This window comes from Actinomycetospora atypica (genome assembly GCF_042653685.1).
In the GTDB taxonomy this organism is placed as follows: domain Bacteria; phylum Actinomycetota; class Actinomycetes; order Mycobacteriales; family Pseudonocardiaceae; genus Actinomycetospora; species Actinomycetospora atypica.
In genome coordinates this window covers 187361-205767 of record NZ_JBHSIV010000004.1, presented here as the reverse complement: position 1 = coordinate 205767, position 18407 = coordinate 187361, and the positions used below count along the sequence as shown (strand labels likewise).

Here is an 18407-nt window from a genome sequence, read left to right as displayed (position 1 = left end):
TCGTTCATTAAAGCACTGGTTACATGTTCGGGGTGCTCGTCCTGCAGGCCCTCGCCGACCCGGTCCGCCGGGAGATCGTCGAGCGCCTGGTCGACGGCGAGCTCGGGGCGGGCGAGATCGCCCGCGCCTTCCCGACGATCACCCGCCCCGCGGTCAGCCGCCACCTGCGCCTGCTGCGGGAGGCGGGGCTCGTGACCTCCCGGGTCGCCGGGCAGGAGCGCATCTACACCCTCGACCGGCGCCCGCTGGGCGAGCTCGACACGTGGCTGGAGCGCTTCCGGCCCCTGACGACGACCACCGCGACGAGCGTTCCCGGCCCGGCGGCCCGGCTCGACGCCCTCGACACCGAGATGGCGCGCGGACGGCGGCACCGTCGCCGGCAGGAAGCCGCCACCGACGAAGGAGACCCCCGTGGTCGCACCACCGGCTGAGATCGTCCGCACCGACGACGGCGGCACCGCCATGGTCCTGCGGCGCCGCTATCCCGACCCCGTCGAGGAGGTGTGGGCGGCGGTCACCGAGTCCGAGCGGCTCGGGCGCTGGATCGGCACCTGGACCGGCGAGCCCCGCGAGGGCGGCACCGTGTCGTTCACGATGACCGGCGAGGTCGACGCGGGCGGCGAGGTCGACGAGCCGACGGAGGTCGCGATCCGCGTGTGCGACCCGCCCCGGCGGCTCGTCGTCGACCTGCCCGTGGGGGACGGCGGAGACTCCTGGCACCTCGACCTCACCGTCGAGCCCGACGGCGACGGCGCCGTGCTCGTCTTCGCGCAGTCGTTGCCCGACGGCGAGCGCAACCCCGACGTCGAGGCCGGCTGGAACTGGTACCTCGACCGCCTCACCGCGAGCCTGCACGGCGGGCCGATGCCGAGCTGGGACGACTACGCCCCGGAGTCCTGACCGCGGTCCGGGGCCCACCCACCGGTGAAGCGGGGCTCGCGCTTCTCCCGGAACGCCGCGAACGCCGCCGCCGCGTCGTCCCCGGCCAGGTTCACCGCCTGGGCGCGGGCCTCGTTGGCCAGCGCCTCGGCCAGCGTCGACTCCACCGCGGAGTGCAGCAGCTCCTTGGTCTGGGCCAGCGCGACCGGCGGGCCCGCGGCCAGGCGGGACGCGAGGTCGGCGACCACCCCGTCGACCTCGTCGGGCTCCACGAGGTAGGTGACCAGCCCGAGCCGGTACGCCTCCGCGCCGTCGATCATCTCGGCCAGCAGCGCGAGCCGCTTCGCCTGCTGCATCCCGACGATGCGGGGGAGCAGCCAGGACCCGCCGAGGTCGAGCGAGAGGCCTCGTCGGGCGAAGATCTGGGAGAACCGCGAGCGCGGGGTCGCGACGACGAGGTCGCAGCCCAGCGCGAGGTTCCACCCGGCGCCGACGGCGACCCCGTCGACCACGGCGATCGTCGGGACCGGCAGTTCGTGCAGGGTCAGCGGCACGCGGTTGATGCGGCGCATCCGCTCGAGGGGGTGGTCGCCTGGCTCGTCGCCCGAGAGGTCGGCCCCGGCGCAGAGGTCGCCCCCCGCGCCGCGGATGACCAGGGCGCGGGAGCCGTCGCCCGCGGAGGCGGCGAGGTGGTCGGCGAGCGCGGCCCAGCCGTCGACGTCGAGCGCGTTCTTCCGACGCGGACGGTTGATCGTGAGCGTCCGGACGCCCTCGTCGTCGGGACCCGTGGTGAGGACGGCGTCAGAGGAATCCGAAGAGCTGACCGGCGACACGGCGGATCTGCACCTCCTCCGCGCCCTCGGTGATGCGGTACCGGCGATGGTGGCGGTAGATGTGCTCGAAGGGCTCGTGGCGGGAGTAGCCGAGGCCGCCGAACACCTGCATGGCGCGGTCGGCGGCCTCGCAGACCAGGCGGTTCGCGCGGTAGTTGCACATCGAGACGTGGTGCCCGACCGTCACCTCCGACCGGCCCTCACGGTGGCACTCGTCGAGCTCGGCGGCGGTGTCGCGGATCAGGGCGCGGAGCATCGTCGCCTCCGTGTGCAGCTCGACCAGCGGCCACTGGATCGCCTGCCGGCTCGCCAGCGGCCGGCCGAACGTGTGCCGTTCCCGGGCGTACTCCACTGCCCGGTCGATGCAGTACTGCGCGGCCCCGAGGCTGGAGGCGGCCTGCCGGATGCGGTTGGAGTGGACGAACGTCTGCGCGACGTCCAGGGCCTGGCCCTCCCCGCCGAAGAGCGCCGAGCCCGGGACGCGGACGTCGCGCAGGACCACCTCGCCGTGGTCGGTCGGCATGTTGAGCGTCCACCAGTAGAAGGGGACCTCGAAGCCGGGGGAGTCGGTGGGCACCAGGAAGGCCGACAGGCCGCGGGCGCTGCCGGGCTCCCCGGAGGTCCGGGCGAACACCATCTCGTGGCTCGCGCGGTGCACCCCGGTGCTCCAGCGCTTCGCGCCGTCGATCACCCAGTCGTCGCCGTCGCGGCGGGCGGTCGTCTCCATCCACGTGGCGTCGCTGCCGTGCTCGGGCTCGGTGAGCCCGAAGGCGAGCGCCCGCCGCCCGGTGATGACGTCCTCGACGAGCTCCTCCCGCTGCTCGGGCGTCCCGTAGAGGTGCAGCAGGTGGGCGAAGACGAGGTTCCCGACGACACTGTGCTCGTTCTGCAGGTCGTTGTGCAGCCCCAGCCCGCGGTGCGCGAGGTGCTCCCGGATCGCGGCCATGGCCGACTCGGTGCCGTCCTGCCCGCCCAGGTCCGCGGGCAGCGAGTAGCGGAAGAAGCCCGCGGCGTCGGCGCGGCGGGAGGCCTCGGCGAGCAGCGCCTCCCACTCGGGCCGGGGGAGTCCGCCGGCCTCGACGTCGGTGCGCGCGAACTCGCGGCGGTGGTCGAAGAAGCGCTCGTTGTCGTCCTGGGCCTGCAGCGGGACGATCTCGGCGTCGATGAAGGCGTCGAGGTCGTGCAGGAGCATCTCGACGTCGGGGTCGAGCGTGGTCATCGCAGCATCTCCCGGCGCACGTGCTTCAAGGTTCTTCCCGACGACGGCCGGCGGGACTCGACGAGGACCCCGGCGCAGGGTGTTGTACCCCGCGGGACGGGTGCGGACCAAGGGTGGCGCGGGGGTGTCGCGGGTCGTCGAGGTCGAGGGGGGCCACCGCCACCGTCAGGGCCCGGACGAGCGAGCGAGCCACCGACGGCAGCAACGGATACAGCCCAATGCGAGTGGTTGCCCGCGAATACCTGTGATTCCCGTCACTTGACCTCACTGTCCGGAGGCTGGGCGGTACTCATCGTTGCCTGAGGTGTGTGTCCGGTGGCCCGACGATGCGGGAAAGGGTGTCACCCACCGCCTCAATCCGGCACGGGTCGACCGGAACATCGAGGGGGTGGAGACGTGGACGAGGTCCACTCGCTCGTGCCCCGTCTCCTCCGCCGTCTGGTGCTGCTCGTCGGACTGCTGGGCGCGTTCCTCCTCGCCGGCCTCCTGCTTGCCGGTCCCGCCTCGGCGGCCGGCGACGAGGAGGGTTCCTCCGGCGGCGGCAGTGGCTCCTCGACCGGCACCGTGAGCTCCGCGGTCCACGCGGTCACGGGCAAGGGGGCCTCGACGAAGGCGAGCTCGGCTGATTCGTCGTCGAGCAAGTCGTCGTCGGGCAAGTCGACGTCGGGCAAGTCGACCCCAGCGAAGGCGAGCTCGGACAAGGCCGAGTCGGGCAAGTCGACGTCAGCGAAGCCGACCTCGGACAAGGCGATTTCGGACAAGGCGAGCTCGGACAAGGCGACCCCGGCCACGTCGACCTCGAGCGTGACGACCTCGGTGACGGCGACCGCGGCGAAGGCGACGTCGACGGCCACCTCAGCGGTCAAGGCGACTGCGGCGAAGGCGACCTCCACGGCGAAGGCGACGTCGACGGCCACCTCAGCGGTCAAGTCGACCGCGGCGGAGGCGACCACCACGGCGAAGGCGACCACGGCGAAGGCGACGTCCACGGCGAAGGCCACCGCGGCGAAGGCGACCACCGCGGCGAAGGCGACCACCACCGCAAAGGCGACCGCAGCAAAGGCGACCTCAGCTGTCGCGACCGCCACCGCCGCGACCACGACCGCCGCCACCAGGACCACGACGGAACCCCGGTCGGTCCTCGCGCCGACGGCAACCCTGACCTCGGCCGTGGCTGACGCGGCCCCCGCCGTGTCGTCGCTGCTCACCCCGGTCGTCACCGTGCCCGACACGCTCCTCCAGCCCTCCGGGGTGGTCGACCGGACCGGTCGCGTGCTCGGCGGCACGGTCACCGGGCTGACCGACACCACGACGGCCCTGACCGGCACCGTGGGCGTCCTCGGCACGAACGCCATCGACGACACGAGTGGCCTGCTCGGCGCCACAGTGACCGGGCTGACCGACACCACGGCGGGCCTGACCGGCACGGTCGGCGTCATCGGGACGAGGGCCGTCGGCGACACCGGTGGCCTCCTCGGCGGCACGGTCACCGGGTTGACCGACACCACGACGGGCCTGGTCGGGACGGTCGGCGCCCTCGGCGCGAGCGCCATCGGCGACACCACTGGCCTCCTCGGCGGCACGGTCACCGGGCTGACCGACACCACGACGGGCCTGATCGGGACGGTCGGCGCCCTCGGCGCGAGCGCCATCGGCGACACCACTGGCCTCCTCGGCGGCACGGTCACCGGGCTGACCGACACCACGACGGGCCTGATCGGAACGGTCGGCGCCCTCGGCACGACCGCCCTCGGCCTGCCGCGCGACGCGCTGGGCGGGATCGCCCCGACCGTGGCTGTCACCGCGGCCGGAGTCGCGGGGCGCACGGCGTCACCGCTCCTCGCGCCCCGGACGGACGCGAACCGGTTGCCCTCGATACCGGCGCACCCAGCAGTCGCCGGTGGGAACGGGAGCAACCCGGTCCCGAGTGGCCTCGCCGTGTCACCGCCCCTGGGTTCCGGTTCGCCGAGCGCGCCGTGGTCCACGGTCACTGCGGTCGTCGGCCCCGTGTCCGAGCCCGGACTCCCCGGTGCGCCTGCGCCCTGGGCTCCCGCCGCTCCGGCGGCCCCTGCCGGAACCGGATCGGCCGGCGCCTCGGCAGGCCCGGGCGCGCTCGGCCTGACCGGCGTGCTCACCGACCCCCTCGCACTTCCGGCGATCCTGGCCGGCCTGGTGCTCGTCGCCTGCGGGCGCCGGCTCTCGTGGTGGTTCCCCGAGGTCGCCATCGGGCCCGACTGACGCCTCGACGTCCGCCGTCCGCCCAGTGCGGCCGGCGGTCGTCCCGTCGAGTCCCCGTCAGTTCCCGGGACAGGCCCCGTCGGCCCGTGCCCCCGACCTGACGCTCCCGGCGCGCTCGCCCGGTCCTCGCGACCGACGTGCAGCGCGACGGGGGCGAGCCGGTCCGGGGCGAGGGCCGTCCGCGCGCGCCTGTCTCCTCCGGACCGGTCGTCCGGCTCCGAGGTAGTGCGCTACCCGGGTCGGCCGACCCTGGCGATCACGCGTGGGGCCACGTCGTCGAGTACCGCGGGCGATGGGCCGTACGAGGGGGCGGCTCATCGCGCCATCCGTTGCGGATGTCGCGGGGTGTGCCCCGCGCGTGGTCGTCGCCGGTCCTCCGCGTGGCTCCGAACCTCGCGGGAGCGCTCGCCGCCCCACCGCCACCAGACCTTCCTCGTGAAAGGCCGTGCCATGCGACACGACGTCCTCGTGCGCGTTCCCGTCGTCCTCGAGCTCGTGCGCGGACACCGACCTCCGGTGCCCGCCCAGGTCGAGCTGCGCTACGCCGGGGTCGATCCCTACGCGGTGGCGCTCGCGTTCCAGACCGTCGACACCGGTGAGGTCGTGTGGCGCTTCTCCCGCGCGCTCCTCGCCCAGGGCCTGATCGAGGCGGCCGGCGAGGGCGACGTCCGCCTCCGCCCCCTCGACACGCCCACGCCGGGCCGGGAGGTCGAGATCGAGCTGCGGTGGCCCGGGGAGCGCGCCGTGTTCCGCGCACCCGAGGCGGCCCTCCGCGACTACCTCGCCCGCACGCGGGACCACGTCGCCTTCGGCGCCGAGCACGAGTGGCTCGACCTCGACCATGCCGTCGCGATGCTCCTCCTCGCCCCGCCGCGATCGCGGGTCCGGGACCGCGAGCGTCTCGAGCGCGGCCCCCGGTAGCGCGATCGGACACGGCACCGGCGCGACGGAGCACGTGTCCGGGGGTTCCAGCGGACGGCGCTGACCACCAGATCACGAGGTCGTTGAACGACCGTTCGGCGCGCTACGGTGCCGGGCATGCCCCGCGTCGTCGCCCCGGGCCGGTCCGCTCCGTCGCCTGTCCCGCCCCCGACGGTGCTGACCCGCCCCGACGACGAGCCCACCGCCGCCACGCTGCTGGCCGCAGCGGTCGAGGTCATGGCGGTCAACGGCTACCACGGCTCGTCGGTCCGCGACATCGCCTCGGCGGCCGGGACGAGCCCCGCGGTGCTCTACCACCACTACGCGTCCAAGCAGGGCCTGCTGGTGACCCTGTGCGACCGCAGCCTCGACCTCCTGCTCCACGCCACCGAGGACGCGCTCGACGACGCCGGGCACGAACCCGCCGCGCGGCTCGACGCGATCGTCGGCGCCCACGTGCGCTTCCACATGGACTCCCAGCGCGAGAGCCTGATCGGCAACAGCGAGCTGCGGGCCCTCGAGCCGGCCGGGCGCGCCCTGGTGATCGCCAAGCGCGACGCCCAGCAGCGGCTGTTCGACCGCGTGGTGCGCGACGGCACCCGCGAGGGCGTCTTCACCACGGCGCACCCGCGCGACGCGGCCCGGTTCGTCGTGACCGCATGCACCGGGGTCGCCACCTGGTACCGCCCCGGTGGAGCGCTCCATCCCGAGCAGGTCGTGGCCCGGCACCGCGCCATCGCGCTCGACGCCGTCGGGCACCGCCGGTGACCGCACCACGGGGCGGCGACGAGCTCGCGGCCGCCCTGGCCGCCGTCCTCGGCGCCCGGACGGTCACCGGGCTGCAGCGGATCACGGCGGGGGCGAGCCGCGAGACCTGGGCCTTCGACGCCGACGACCGGGCCCTCGTGCTGCGCCGCGACCCGCCCGGGCTGCCCCAGCCCGAGGGGATGCGCCGCGAGGCGGAGTGCTTCCGGGCGGCGGCCGCGGTGGGCATCCCGGTGCCGGCCCTGGTCGCGGCGGGCGACGGGAGCGACGCGGTCGGCACCCCCTACCTCGTCCTGGCCCGGCTCGAGGGCGAGACGCTGCCGACCCGCCTGCTGCGCGAGGACCGCTTCGCCGCCGCCCGCGCCGGGCTGGCGCGCGAGCTGGGCCGGGTGCTCGCCCGCATCCACGCGATCGACCCGGGGAAGGTGCCCTCGCTGGACCGGGTGGACGACCGGCTCGCCCGGCTCCGCGCCGAGCACGACGCCTTCGGCGAACCACGCCCCGCGGTCGAGGCCGGGCTGCGCTGGCTGGCCGACCACCCGCCGGTGGCCACGGCCCCGGCGGTCGTCCACGGGGACTTCCGGCACGGCAACCTCCTCGTCGGCGAGGACGGGCTGCGCGGGGTGCTCGACTGGGAGCTCGCGCACGTCGGCGACCCGCGCGAGGACCTGGGCTGGATGTGCGCCCGGGTCTGGCGGTTCGGCGCCGCCCCCGAGGTCGGCGGGTTCGGCTCCCGGGAGGACCTGTTCGCCGGGTACGACGAGGTCGCGGGCGCGGCCCCCGACCCGGCGGCGGTCCACTGGTGGGAGGTGTTCGCCTGCGTGCACTGGGCGGTGATCTGCCGGATGCAGGCGCAGCGCCACCTCTCCGGCGCCGAGCCCTCGGTGGAGCTCGCCGTGCTGGGACGCCGCGCGGTCGAGGCGGAGCACGACGCGCTGCTCCTCCTCGGGCTCGTCGAACCGGGGACGACGCTTCCCGACGAACCGTGTCCCTCGGACTCGGTCGCACCGCACCCCGTCCGCCCGCCGACGGACCGTCCGACCGTCGACGAGCTGCTCGCGGCCGTCGAGGGCTTCCTCGTCGACGAGCTCGAGCCGGCCGACGACCGCTCCCGCTACCTCGCCCGCGTCGCCCGGACGAGCCTCGCGGTGGTGCGCCGCGAGCTCGCCCTGGGCCCGGGCCTGCAGCGCGACCACGCGGCGGCCCTCGCCCGCACCGGCTGTCACGACGACGCCGAGCTCGCCGCCGGGCTGCGCTCCGGCACCCTCCGCCTCGACGACGAGGCCGTCGCCGCCGCCGTACGCAGCGGCACCCTCGGCCGGCTCGCCGTCGCCAACCCCCGCTACCCGATCACCCGACCACGGAGGTAGGAGTGCGCGCAGTACGAGTGGTGACCCACGACGGTCCGGCCGCCCTGTCGGTCGACGAGGTCCCCGAGCCCGAGGCCACCGGCGACGAGGTGCTCATCGACGTCGCGGCGGCCGGCGTGAACTTCCCCGACCTGCTGCTGACCCAGAACCGCTACCAGTACAAGCCCGAGCTGCCGTTCGTCCTCGGGGGCGAGGTCGCCGGGACCGTGCGCCATGCCGGCGCCGACAGCGGGTTCGTCGTGGGCCAGCGGGTGGCCGCGACGACGACGATCGGCGCCTTCGCCGAGGTGGTGGCCGCGCCGGCCGGGTCGGTGTTCCCGCTGCCCGACCGCGTCTCCTTCGTCGCCGGCGCCTGCCTGCCGATGAACTACCTGACGATGTCGTTCGGGCTCGGCATCCGCGGCGGCCTCCGGGAGGGCGAGACCGTGCTGGTCCACGGCGCGGCGGGCGGCATCGGGACGGCGACCGTCCAGCTCGCCCTCGCGCTCGGGGCCCGCGTCATCGGCGTCACCTCGACCCCGGACAAGGCGGAGTTCGTCCGCTCGCTCGGCGTCGACACGGTCGTGGCGAGCGACGGCTTCAAGGACGCCGTCGCCGAGGCCACCGGGGGAGCGGGGGTCGACATGGTCGTCGACCCGGTGGGCGGCGACCGCTTCACCGACTCCCTGCGCAGCCTGGCCCCGCTGGGCCGGCTCCTCGTCATCGGGTTCACCGCGGGCGATATCCCGACGGTGAAGGTCAACCGCCTGTTGCTGAACAACATCGACGTCCGCGGGGTGGGCTGGGGCGCCTATGCGATGCCGCGTTCCGGGGCGCAGCGCCGCGAGTGGGACCGCATCGTCCCCCTGCTCGAGTCCGGCGCGATCGACCCGCCGGTCGGCGGCACCTACCCGCTCGAGCGGGCCCACGAGGCGGTCGAGGCCCTCGGCGGCCGGGCGGCGCTCGGCAAGTTGGTGGTGACCACGTCCGCTGGGACCGAGGCGAACGGGTAGCCGCCGATCATGGGTGATCTGGATGGTGTGGTCGCAGCGGTGACCGGCGCGTCGAGCGGGATCGGGGAGGCGACCGCGCGGGCGCTCGTCGAGCACGGCGCCACCGTCGCGCTGCTCGCGCGCCGGGCCGAGCGGCTCGACGACCTCGCCGCCGAGCTGGCCGAGCACGGCGCCACGACCAGCGTGCACGTGGTCGACCTCGCCGACACGGAGGCCGCCGTCGCGGCGATCGGCGAGGTCGTCGAGCGGCACGGCCGGCTCGACGTCCTGGTGAACAACGCCGGCTTCGGCTCGCTCGCCCCGGCCCGGGGCTCCGACCTCGGCGACTGGCTCGCGACCACGAGCATCAACCTCGACGGGCTCCTCGCCGCCACCCACGCCGCCCTCGAGCCGCTGGTGGCGGCGGCCGCCGGGCCGCGCGGGGTCGCCGACGTGGTCACCGTCGGGTCCGACGCCGGACGCCGCGTGCTGCCGGTGGGTGCCGTGTACAGCGCGACGAAGCACGCGGTCGGGGCGTTCTCCGAGTCGCTGCGCCAGGAGCTGGCGCCCGCGCACGTGCGCGTGGGCATCGTCGAACCGGGGATCACCCGCACCGAGCTGCCGGGCAAGGGCGAGGGCGACACCCCCGACGTCGACTCCCTCGGCGAGCTCGCGGTGCTCGAGGCGTCCGACATCGCCGAGGCGGTGCTCTACATGGTCACGCGGCCGCCGCGCGTGGCGGTCAACGAGATCCTGGTCCGGCCCACCGAGCAGTCCTGACCGTCGTCATGATGGGCGCGTGACCCTCGGCGGCGCCGTCCTCATCGCGGTCGCCGGGGTGTGGGCCGGGATGATCAACACGATCGTCGGCTCCGGCACCCTGGTCACCTTCCCGGTGCTCCTCGCGCTCGGCTACCCGCCGCTGACGGCCAACGTCTCGAACGGCCTGGGCCTGGTGCCCGGGGCGATCACCGGCGCGGTCGGCTACCGCCGGGAGCTGGTCGGACGGTGGGGGCGGGTCGCGCGGCTCGCGGTGCCCACCGTCGTCGGCGCCCTCGTCGGCTCGCTCCTGCTGCTCGTGCTCCCGGCCAGCGCGTTCGACGCGGTGGTGCCGGTCCTCATCGCGCTCGCGATCGTGCTCGTCGTGATCGGGCCGTGGGTGTCGCGGCGGGTCGCGGCGCGCCGCACGTCCGGGGAACCGCGCACCCGCGTGCGCCCCGCCCTCGCCGGCGCCACGTTCGGCACCGGGATCTACGGCGGCTACTTCGGAGCCGCCCAGGGGGTCCTGCTCCTGGGCGTCATGGGGCTCCTGCTCGACGACGACCTGCAGCGCCACAACGCGGTGAAGATCGTCCTGACGATGCTCGCGAACCTCGTCTCGGGGATCGTGTTCGTGCTGGTCGCGCCGGTGTCGTGGCCGGTGGTCGGGCTGATCGCCGGCGGGTCGATCGTCGGCGGCGTGCTCGGTGCGCTGATCGGGCGCCGGCTCCCGCCGGTGGTGCTGCGGGCGGTGATCGTCGTAGTCGGCCTCGCGGCGCTGGTGCAGCTCCTGCTCCGCTGACCTGCCTCCGCTGCCCTGCCTCCGTGACGACGAGGCGCGACATTTGCTCGCGCCGACGTGCGGATCACGGGACGCTGCGCCGGGACATCACCGCTGGTCGAGGGGAGGCCGATGACGTCGGTCGTCGAACGGCTCCGGGTCCGGGCGCACACCGTGGCCGTCGCGGCGCCCACCGAGGGGCGCGTCCTCCTGCGGATCCTCGTCGCGGCGGCCGTGGCCTGGGAGCTCTGCGTCCGGCTGGGCGCCACCCAGCCCCCGGTGTTCGCGGTGATCGTGCCGCTCGTGGCCCTGCGCGACGCCCCCGACACGGTCTTCGACGTCTCGCTCGGCCGCGTCGTCGGCGTGGTCGCCGGGCTGGCGATCGGTGTCGGCGTCCTGAGCCTCCTGCGGCCCGGCACCCTCGCCGTGGTGCTCGTGCTCGGGGTGGCGCTGGCCGTCGGGGTCGTCCTGCGCGTGGCGGGCGCGCTGAACGTGCAGGTCGCGGTCTCGGCGCTGCTGGTGTTCGCGAACACCGACCCGTCGGCCTACGCCGTGTCGCGGCTGTGGGAGACCGCGGTGGGCGCGGCGGTGACGATCGTCCTCGCCCCCCTGCTCCTGCCGACGAACCCCGTGCGGTCGTTCCGCCGCGAGCTCGACGCGGTCGCGCAGGAGTGCGCCGACCACCTCCGGGCCGTGGCCGACCTGCTCGCGCCGCACCCCGGCCCGACGACGGAGGAGCTGCGCGACCGCACCCGCACGACCGAGGTGCGCGCCCTCGGCCTCGCGCCGAAGCTCGCCACGGCCCGGCGCGCGGTGCGGCTCAACCCCCTCTGGCGGCGGCGATACCGGCACGCGCTCGACCCGGTCACCTCCCGGGCCGACGCCGCGGCCGAGGTCGCGGCGTCGGTCCGGCTCTACGCCGACGACGTCGCGGAGCTCGCGGGCCGCGAGGACGTCCGGGCGTGGTGGGACGCCATGCACGACCGCACCCGCACCGTCGTGCTCGCCCTCGCCGACACGGTCGCGGGCCCGCTCGCCGGACAAGCGTCGCCGGGCCCCGGGCACGTCCGCGACCTGCTCGCGGCGCACCGCGACGCCGACCCGACGACCTTCGGTGCGGTCGTGCGCCGACCGCTCGTCCGGATCACCAGGGTGCTCGACCGGCTGGCGGAGGCCGACCCGGTCGTCGGGTGAGCGCTATCCGCTCGACCTCCGCGACGCGTCGTGTTCTCCTACCGACCGTGGACCCCCGCCTCCTCGCCTTCGTCGGCGCCGCCACCCTGCTGATCCTCGTCCCCGGGCCGAGCACCATGTTCGCGATCGGTCGCGGGCTGAGCGTCGGCCGGCTGCGAGCCCTCGCGGCGGTCGTCGGGAACGCCCTCGGGGTCATGCTGCAGGTGGTCGGTGTGGCGCTCGGGCTGGGCGAGCTCATCGAGCGGTCGGCCACGGTGTTCACCCTCGTCAAGCTCGCGGGCGCCGCCTACCTGGTCTATCTGGGCGTCACCGCCATCCGCCGTCGGCACGCCGCCGCGGGGAAGCTCGCCCCCGACGGCCCCGCCCCGCAGGCCGGGGTCCTGCGGTGCGTGCTCGACGGCGTCCTCGTCGGGTCCCTCAACCCCAAGACCGTGATCTTCTTCGTGGCGTTCCTGCCCCTGTTCGTCGACCCCACGCGCAGCGTCGCCCCGCAGCTCGTCCTGCTCGGCGCGATCTTCTGCACTATCGCGGTGGCGCTCGACAGCATCTGGGCGCTCACCGCGGGCACCGCGCGGGCCTGGCTCGCCCGGTCGCCCCGCCGCCTCGCGGCGCTCGAGGCCAGCGGGGGCGTCGCCATGATCGGGCTCGGGGTGGGCGTGGCCGCGAGCGGCCGCGCGACCTGACGCACCCGCTTCGGTTCGCCCCGGGGCGTTGCGGGACGCACACGGCCGGACGAGGCCGCTCGGCCGCCGACGCGCGTTGCGTCGCGCAACACCGCTCGGGGAGAGTCCGGACCGAGCCGGCCGTGTGCGCGGCGCAACGCGCCTCGGAAACCGTCCGCACCGAGCCGGCCGGGTGTGCGGCGCAACGCCTCGTCCGGAGGTCCGACCCGGTTCAGCGGTCGCGAACCGCGCTGTCGGCGCCGGGTCGCACCATCTCGACCGGGTGCGTCGCGCACCCGGCCTCGTCGCTCGGCGGCCGGTGCCGTTCCCGACGACGAGGCGGGACCGGAGCCGTCCGCACCGGCAGGTCGTCGGGCGCTCGTCGGGGCGCCGGGACCACCGGCTCGCGCATCGACGCCAACGCCTGCTCGTCGAGCGTGCCCCGCCGCGCCATCGCCACCCACGGCGCCGCGATCCCGACGATCCCGGCCACCACGGCCGCCCCCAGAATGGATCTCATGTCCGCCCCCGCTTTCCCCCGGGGGCTCACGATAGGGACATTCCGGGCCGAGCAGGCTCACGATTTCGTGACGCACCGCGATAGTGGAGCGCTTTCACCCCATCGGAACGGTGAGCGGATCCGCGAATTCGGGTCGGCGCCTTTCTCCGACGACGGTGCGTCGCCGACCCGGTAACGAGATCCCCTCCGGCGAGCGACACGGTCCGCGAGGGACGACGACGTCGGGGGGCGGCACGATGCGGACGGCACACAAGGTGTGGTCGGGGATCGCGGCGGGGGTGTTCTGCCTGGTCGCGATCAGCGATCTCTCGAGCAGCCCGACGACCGCGGCGAGCGCCCCGGCGGCCGCGACCGCTCCCGCACCGGCCTCCTCGGCCCCGACGTCCGTCGCCGCGCCCGCCCCCACCCGGGCGGCCGCGCCCACCGTCACGGTCACCGAGGTGATCGACGGCGACACCCTCCTCGTCGGAGGCCGGAGGATCGGCGTGCTGGGGATCGATTCGTGTCCCGCTTCCACCTACGGCGGGAAGCAGGCGACGTCCCTCGCCGAGTCGCTGGTCGAGGGCCGGGACGTCACGCTGCGCGCCGAACCCGGCGTCGAGAAGGACAGGGCGGGCCGGCTCCTGCGCTACGTCGACCTCCCCTACGGGTCGGACTTCGGCGGGTCGATGGTCGCCTACGACCACACCGGCGCGGTCGAGAACGGCGCCGACCCCTCCTACCTCGCCGGCCTGCGCGACGCCGACCCCAACGGGAGGACGTGCTCGCAGCCCGCGCCCACCTCGTCGTCGGGAAACTACGACGACGACGGCTCGATCGACCTGCCCACCCCCGGCGACCAGGGCCTGCCCGACGGCGCCCTCACCGGCGGCTACTGCAAGCGCAAGTGGTGGTGCTGACGACGAGGGCCGGCGAGGCGCGCGAGCAGCGGCGCCACCAGCAGCATGAGGATCACCCGCACCACCTGGACCGCGACGACGAACGTGACGTCGCCCCCGGAGGAGATGGCGGTGGCGAGCACGGCGTAGATGCCGCCGGGGTTCGTCGCCAGGTAGCCCTCGAGCGGCGTCACGCCGGTGAGGGCGGACAGCAGCAGCCCGAGGGCCGCGCACACGCCCATGATCACGACGATCAGCGCGGTCGCCAGCGGGAGGACCCGGACGACGGTCCGCAGGGCCTCCCGGGTGAAGCGCACCCCGGCCTGCCAGCCGATCACGGCGTAGGCGACGTCGACGAGCAGGTCGGGCGCCGAGCCCCCGAAGGTCAGCCCGCCGAGCGACAGGCCCATCGCGATCACCATCGGCCCGAGCAGCGCACCGGCCGGGACCTTCAGTTTCTCCGCGACCGGGGCGCCGAGTGCGCAGACCGCCACGAGCGCGAGCCCGACGTACCAGGGCGCGCCCCCGCCCGACTGCGCGCCGACCCCCACGTGCGCGGCCCCGAACACCGCGGCCGCGACGATCGGCATCGTCGCGGTCACCAGCCCGACCCGCAGGTACTGGATCACCGACACGATCCGCTCGTCGCCGCCGAGGTCGCGGGCGATCGCCGTCAGCCCGGACGCTCCGCCCGCGGTGAGCGCGAGCATCCCGGTCAGCGGGGACACCCCGCGCTGCACCCCGAGCAGGAGGCCCGCGCCCATGCTGGCCGCGAGGGTGCCGAGGCTGACCAGCAGCACCGGCAGCCACTGCGCGGCGACCGCGGTGAGGGTCTCGGGGCGCGCGAGCAGCCCGATCACCACGCCGATCACGGCCTGCGCGCCGCCCGTGGCCTGCCGCGCGACCGTCGTCGGGCCCAGCCCGGTCAGCGCGAGCACCGTCGCCACCCCGAGCCCGGCGAACAGCGCAGGGGAGGGGACGCCGACCGCACCCAGGGCCAGGGTGACGACGACCGTGAGCGCCGCCAGCAGCCCCCACCGCACCCAGGTCATCCCGCCGAGCCTCGCGCAGGCCCGCTGTCCGCGTCGAGCGGATGTGCCGCACGGCGCCGCGTGCCGACGATGCCCGTCCCGGTTCGTCCCGCCGTGTCGGGCTCGCGTGCGGGGCGCATCCCGTTCCCCGATCCTCAACCGGGCGGCACACTCTGCGGCCATGGGGGACGACACCGCCGACCGCATCCGCGCGATGCTCCCGGTCCCGTGGCGGGAGAAGGCGATGTTCGGCGGGCTGTCGTTCATGGTGGACGACAAGATGCTGCTCAACGTCCGCCGCGGCGGCGACCTGCTCGTCCGGGTCGATCCCGAGCGGTCGGAGAAGCTCGTCGCCGAGCACGGGGTGGCCGTCGCGGAGATGGGCGCGGGCCGGTCGATGGGCCCGAGCTGGCTGACGGTCCCGGCCGAGCAGTTCGCCGGCGACGAGCAGCTCCGGGTCTGGCTCGACGAGGCCCTCGCGTTCAACCGCCAGGCCGTCGCCCACCCGCGGCGGCGTCGCTAGGTCGGCTCGGGGCCCGAGTGGTGCGTGCACCGCTCGACGGTCCCGCCGACCCAGCGGGTCAGCGAGCGACCGCGACGACCGCCCAGGTGGCGGCCGGCCGGCTCCCGGTCGCGACCGGCCAGTCGGTGATGTCCACGATCCCGGGCTCGACGATCGCGAAGTCGCCGACGAGCTCGCGCAGCTCGGCCCGGCTGCGCAGGGCCACGGGGCTCGGGGTGCCGGCGAAGGAGTCCGCGACGGCGCGCATCCGGGCGGCGTGGTCGGGGTCGTCGACGTCGTCGCTGCCGTGGCTGATCGCGAGGACGCTGCCGGGCGCCAGACGCCGGCGGTAGGCCGCCATGAAGCCGCGGGCATCGTCGGGAACGAAGTGCAGGCAGGCGACGGCGAGCAGGGCGACGGGCCGGTCGAGGTCGAGCAGGCCGGCGACCCCGGGAGCCGCGAGCACTGCGTCGGGGTCGCGGAGGTCGGCTCGGGTGACGGTCACGGCGTCGAGGTCGGCGACGATCGACTCGCTGTGCGCGACGGCCACCGGGTCGCGGTCGACGTAGGCCACGCGGACGAGCGGGCTGTAACGGTGGGCGATCTCGTGGACGTTGCCGACGGTCGGGACGCCGGAGCCGAGGTCGAGGAACTGGTCGATGCCGCGGTCGAGGCACCACTGCACGACGCGGTGCAGGTAGGCGCGGTTGGCGTGCGCGCCGTGCTGCTGGTCGGGGTTGGCCTCCAGCAGGCGCTTCGCGTGCTCGCGGTCGACGGCGAAGTTGTGCCCGCCGCCGAGCAGGTAGTCGTAGACCCGCGCGCCGTTGGGACGGCAGAGGTCGATCTCGTCGCCCGGCACCGCATCGCCCACAATCCGAACGGTAGGACGATCGACTCGGCGCCGGCCCCTCCGTCCGGGCGAAGATCCGCGAATCGCCGAGGGTGGCGCTCCCGCCGGGCGCCCGGTCAGGCTCGACGGCATGGCTCACGCGGAGATCCACCGGGACGACATCGGCGACATCGGCGACCTCGAGGCCCTCGGCGGGCGCACCGTCGGCATCCTCGGGTTCGGCAACCAGGGCGCGGCCCAGGCGGCGAACCTGCGCGACTCCGGTGTCCCGGTCATCGTCGGGAACCGCGACGACGAGCACGGCGCCGCGGCCACGGAGGAGGGCTTCGCCCCACGCCCGATCGCCGAGGCGGCCGCCGCCGCCGACGTCGTCCTGCTGCTCGTCCCCGACGAGGTCCAGCCCGAGCTCGTGCGCGACGAGGTCGCGCCCGGCCTGCGCGCCGGCGACACCCTCGTCGTGGCCAGCGGCTACAACTGGCACTTCGGGCTGCTCGAGGTGCCCGAGGGCGTCGACGTGGTGATGGTGGCGCCACGCATGATCGGCGCGGCAGTACGCGACCGCTACGTCTCGCGGGTGGGCTTCCCGTGTCTCGTGTCGGTCGAGCGCGACGCCACCGGCAACGCGTGGGCCACGACGATGGCGATCGCCCGCGGGATCGGCGGCACTCTCGGCGGGGCGGTCGAGTCGAGCGCCCGCGAGGAGGCGGCGCTCGACCTGTTCAGCGAGCAGGCCGTCTGGCCGACCGTGCTCGGGATGCTCCGCACGGCCCACGCGGTGCTCACCGAGGCCGGGTTCAGCGAGGAGGCGGTGCTCTCCGAGCTCTACCTCTCCGGCGAGCCGGCCGAGGTGTTCGACCACATCGCCCGCGACGGCCTGTTCGGCCAGCTCGGGCTGCACTCCCGGACCTCGCAGTACGGGCAGCTCCGCGGCCTCGCGTCCGCCGACGTGACCTCGCTGCACGAACGCTTCTCGAACGTCCTGCACGACGACATCCTCTCCGGCGCCTTCGCCCGCGAGTGGAGCCGCCCGGAGGCGGGGGAGCGGCTCGAGGAGCTGCGCCGCGAGGCCGAGACCTCGACCCTCGCCCAGGCGGAGGCCGCGGTGCGGGAGCGCCTCCCGCACGCGTGATCAGTCGACGAGCACCTGGGTGCCGAGGACGATCGCGAGCGCGAGCCGCTCGTCGTCCTCGGTGCCGGGCTCGGCGGTGTAGACCATGATCCGCAGGTCGTCGGTCGCGACCACGAGCGTGTCGCAGGCGAGGGTGATCGGCCCGACCGCCGGGTGCGCGATCGTCTTGCTCTTCCCCGGCTGCTCCGCGGGCGCGGGGTCGGCCGAGTCCCACAGCGCGACGAACCGCGGGATGCGGCGGAGCTCGCCGAGGAGACGGGCGAGGGTGCGGTCGGCGGGGTAGCGGGACGCGGTCAGCCGCAGCTCGCCCACCAGCCCGCTCTCGAGCTCGGCCCGCTGCTCGGGGGCCATGACGACCCGGCTGGCCGGCCCGGCGAGGTGGCGCCAGACGGCATTGCGCTCCACGCCCCGCCACGACGAGGTCGCCCCCATCACGGCCTCGTAGGGGGCGTTCGCGACGAGGAGGTTCCACGTCGCGTCGAACACCGCGACCGGTGTGTGGGTCAGGCGGTCGAGCAGGCGCTGGACGCTCGGGGTGATCCGGGTGGGCACGACGTCGTGACCGGGCGCCGCGTGCCCGGCCTGCTGGTGCAGCACGTCGCGCTCGGCGTCGGAGAGCCGCAGTGCCCGGGCGAGCGCCTCCACGACCTGCGCCGACGGTGTCCGGGACCGCCCCTGCTCGAGCCGCGTCAGGTAGTCGGCCGAGATCCCGGCGAGTCCCGCGAGCTCCTCACGGCGCAGGCCGGCCGTGCGGCGTCGGGTCCCGCCCACGTGCACGCCGACCGACTCGGGGGCCACCCGCTCGCGCCACCGGCGCAGGGTCGGACCGAACGGTGAGGGCTCCACGCCAGCCAGTCTGCTCGCCCGGCGCCACTCCAGCCTGACCCTGCCGGTCCTACGACATC

The 18407-nt window shown here is 75.1% G+C and carries 21 protein-coding genes; 14 read left to right on the top strand and 7 right to left on the bottom strand.

Going from position 1 to position 18407, the window contains the following annotated elements; translation table 11 throughout:
* The first annotated feature begins 23 nt into the window (after positions 1 to 23).
* Together ACFPBZ_RS05540 and ACFPBZ_RS05535 are read left to right on the top strand one after the other, a co-directional pair.
* The gene (locus ACFPBZ_RS05540; RefSeq protein WP_378035009.1) at positions 24 to 431 is read left to right on the top strand and encodes an ArsR/SmtB family transcription factor; all 408 of its coding nucleotides are present in this window, start codon (positions 24 to 26) and stop codon (positions 429 to 431) included.
* Complete coding sequence (locus ACFPBZ_RS05535; protein WP_378035008.1) at positions 412 to 900, top strand: SRPBCC family protein; 489 nt, start codon at positions 412 to 414, stop codon at positions 898 to 900. The genes ACFPBZ_RS05540 and ACFPBZ_RS05535 overlap by 20 nt, the downstream gene beginning before the upstream one ends.
* Here the strand turns inward: ACFPBZ_RS05535 and ACFPBZ_RS05530 are convergent.
* The 3 genes from ACFPBZ_RS05530 to ACFPBZ_RS05520 all read right to left on the bottom strand — a co-directional run bounded on the left by ACFPBZ_RS05530 (position 882) and on the right by ACFPBZ_RS05520 (position 4139).
* Positions 882 to 1712, bottom strand: a complete 831-nt coding sequence (locus ACFPBZ_RS05530) for an enoyl-CoA hydratase/isomerase family protein (protein WP_378035007.1) — start codon at positions 1710 to 1712, stop codon at positions 882 to 884. The two genes, ACFPBZ_RS05535 and ACFPBZ_RS05530, sit on opposite strands and share 19 nt — an antisense overlap.
* A complete protein-coding gene (locus ACFPBZ_RS05525; RefSeq protein WP_378035006.1) occupies positions 1681 to 2931 on the bottom strand; it encodes an acyl-CoA dehydrogenase family protein in 1251 nt (416 codons plus the stop codon). Before ACFPBZ_RS05525 ends, ACFPBZ_RS05530 begins: the two co-directional genes overlap by 32 nt.
* Positions 2932 to 3284: 353 nt before the next feature.
* The gene (locus ACFPBZ_RS05520; RefSeq protein ID WP_378035005.1) at positions 3285 to 4139 is read right to left on the bottom strand and encodes a hypothetical protein; all 855 of its coding nucleotides are present in this window, start codon (positions 4137 to 4139) and stop codon (positions 3285 to 3287) included.
* Here ACFPBZ_RS05520 and ACFPBZ_RS05515 point away from each other — a divergent pair.
* The 9 genes from ACFPBZ_RS05515 (at position 4102) to ACFPBZ_RS05475 (ending at position 12613) form a co-directional block, all read left to right on the top strand.
* Positions 4102 to 5169, top strand: a complete 1068-nt coding sequence (locus ACFPBZ_RS05515) for a hypothetical protein (protein ID WP_378035004.1) — start codon at positions 4102 to 4104, stop codon at positions 5167 to 5169. The genes ACFPBZ_RS05520 and ACFPBZ_RS05515 overlap by 38 nt on opposite strands.
* Before the next feature lie 468 nt (positions 5170 to 5637).
* Entirely contained in the window at positions 5638 to 6090 is a 453-nt protein-coding gene (locus ACFPBZ_RS05510; protein ID WP_378035003.1) for an SsgA family sporulation/cell division regulator, read from the top strand.
* A gap of 117 nt (positions 6091 to 6207) precedes the next feature.
* The gene (locus ACFPBZ_RS05505; protein ID WP_378035002.1) at positions 6208 to 6858 is read left to right on the top strand and encodes a TetR/AcrR family transcriptional regulator; all 651 of its coding nucleotides are present in this window, start codon (positions 6208 to 6210) and stop codon (positions 6856 to 6858) included.
* Positions 6855 to 8225 (top strand): phosphotransferase family protein, encoded by a 1371-nt coding sequence (locus tag ACFPBZ_RS05500; RefSeq protein WP_378035001.1) that lies wholly within the window; start codon positions 6855 to 6857, stop codon positions 8223 to 8225. The genes ACFPBZ_RS05505 and ACFPBZ_RS05500 overlap by 4 nt, the downstream gene beginning before the upstream one ends.
* A 2-nt stretch (positions 8226 to 8227) precedes the next feature.
* A complete protein-coding gene (locus ACFPBZ_RS05495; RefSeq protein WP_378035000.1) occupies positions 8228 to 9217 on the top strand; it encodes an NADPH:quinone oxidoreductase family protein in 990 nt (329 codons plus the stop codon).
* Between the two features lie 9 nt (positions 9218 to 9226).
* Positions 9227 to 9976 (top strand): SDR family oxidoreductase, encoded by a 750-nt coding sequence (locus ACFPBZ_RS05490; RefSeq protein ID WP_378034999.1) that lies wholly within the window; start codon positions 9227 to 9229, stop codon positions 9974 to 9976.
* Positions 9977 to 9995: 19 nt separating this feature from the next.
* The gene (locus tag ACFPBZ_RS05485; protein ID WP_378034998.1) at positions 9996 to 10757 is read left to right on the top strand and encodes a sulfite exporter TauE/SafE family protein; all 762 of its coding nucleotides are present in this window, start codon (positions 9996 to 9998) and stop codon (positions 10755 to 10757) included.
* 111 nt (positions 10758 to 10868) lie between these two features.
* Complete coding sequence (locus tag ACFPBZ_RS05480) at positions 10869 to 11930, top strand: FUSC family protein (RefSeq protein WP_378034997.1); 1062 nt, start codon at positions 10869 to 10871, stop codon at positions 11928 to 11930.
* Between the two features lie 47 nt (positions 11931 to 11977).
* Positions 11978 to 12613: a LysE family translocator gene (locus ACFPBZ_RS05475; RefSeq protein WP_378034996.1), complete on the top strand. Its 636-nt coding sequence runs from the start codon at positions 11978 to 11980 to the stop codon at positions 12611 to 12613.
* Positions 12614 to 12824: 211 nt separating this feature from the next.
* Here ACFPBZ_RS05475 and ACFPBZ_RS05470 read toward each other — a convergent pair whose 3' ends face one another.
* Positions 12825 to 13112 (bottom strand): hypothetical protein, encoded by a 288-nt coding sequence (locus tag ACFPBZ_RS05470; protein ID WP_378034995.1) that lies wholly within the window; start codon positions 13110 to 13112, stop codon positions 12825 to 12827.
* Positions 13113 to 13348: 236 nt separating this feature from the next.
* Between ACFPBZ_RS05470 and ACFPBZ_RS05465 the strand changes: the two genes are divergently transcribed.
* Positions 13349 to 14011, top strand: a complete 663-nt coding sequence (locus ACFPBZ_RS05465) for a thermonuclease family protein (RefSeq protein WP_378034994.1) — start codon at positions 13349 to 13351, stop codon at positions 14009 to 14011.
* Here the strand turns inward: ACFPBZ_RS05465 and ACFPBZ_RS05460 are convergent.
* The gene (locus ACFPBZ_RS05460; protein WP_378034993.1) at positions 13984 to 15042 is read right to left on the bottom strand and encodes an AbrB family transcriptional regulator; all 1059 of its coding nucleotides are present in this window, start codon (positions 15040 to 15042) and stop codon (positions 13984 to 13986) included. The genes ACFPBZ_RS05465 and ACFPBZ_RS05460 overlap by 28 nt on opposite strands.
* A gap of 160 nt (positions 15043 to 15202) precedes the next feature.
* Here ACFPBZ_RS05460 and ACFPBZ_RS05455 point away from each other — a divergent pair, with 160 nt between their 5' ends.
* Positions 15203 to 15544, top strand: a complete 342-nt coding sequence (locus ACFPBZ_RS05455; RefSeq protein ID WP_378034992.1) for a TfoX/Sxy family protein — start codon at positions 15203 to 15205, stop codon at positions 15542 to 15544.
* 58 nt (positions 15545 to 15602) lie between these two features.
* Here the strand turns inward: ACFPBZ_RS05455 and ACFPBZ_RS05450 are convergent, their stop codons facing one another.
* Entirely contained in the window at positions 15603 to 16394 is a 792-nt protein-coding gene (locus tag ACFPBZ_RS05450) for an SAM-dependent methyltransferase (RefSeq protein ID WP_378034991.1), read from the bottom strand.
* 109 nt (positions 16395 to 16503) lie between these two features.
* On the opposite strand from ACFPBZ_RS05450, the gene ACFPBZ_RS05445 reads away from it, so the two are divergent.
* Positions 16504 to 17502 (top strand): NAD(P)-binding domain-containing protein, encoded by a 999-nt coding sequence (locus ACFPBZ_RS05445; RefSeq protein WP_378034990.1) that lies wholly within the window; start codon positions 16504 to 16506, stop codon positions 17500 to 17502.
* Here the strand turns inward: ACFPBZ_RS05445 and ACFPBZ_RS05440 are convergent, their stop codons facing one another.
* Positions 17503 to 18348, bottom strand: coding sequence for a helix-turn-helix transcriptional regulator (locus tag ACFPBZ_RS05440; RefSeq protein WP_378034989.1), 846 nt, complete (start codon positions 18346 to 18348; stop codon positions 17503 to 17505). It abuts the gene before it with no gap.
* Positions 18349 to 18407: the final 59 nt, after the last annotated feature.